The sequence below is a fragment of the Bradyrhizobium cosmicum genome, from assembly GCF_032290525.1.
GTDB classification, from domain to species: Bacteria; Pseudomonadota; Alphaproteobacteria; order Rhizobiales; family Xanthobacteraceae; genus Bradyrhizobium; species Bradyrhizobium cosmicum_A.
Genome location: NZ_JASXTA010000469.1, coordinates 1 through 247 on the forward strand (window position 1 = coordinate 1; position 247 = coordinate 247).

Annotated in this window: 1 protein-coding gene; it reads left to right on the top strand. The window is 62.8% G+C overall.

Annotated elements, in window-relative coordinates:
* A partial coding sequence (locus QSV46_RS40585; RefSeq protein ID WP_409997305.1) for a tetratricopeptide repeat protein occupies positions 1–247 on the top strand: 247 nt, incomplete at both ends.

The window sequence follows — 247 nt, forward strand, 5'->3', positions numbered from 1 at the left end:
TGCTTGGGGAGCTCGATACTGCGGACCTGGTCATTCGCAAGGCGCTCGCCGCCGACGGTGGATCGGTCTGGGCGTGGAGCCGCAGCGGATGGATCGACGTCTATAAGGGCGAACCGGAATCCGCGATCGAGCGTTTGAAGATTGCGCTCGATCTGGCGCCGCACGATCCGCTTGCCTTCAACAGCATGGTCGGGATCGGCTGTGCTCATTTCAAGGCCGGCCAATATGCCGAGGCGGCGTACTGGCA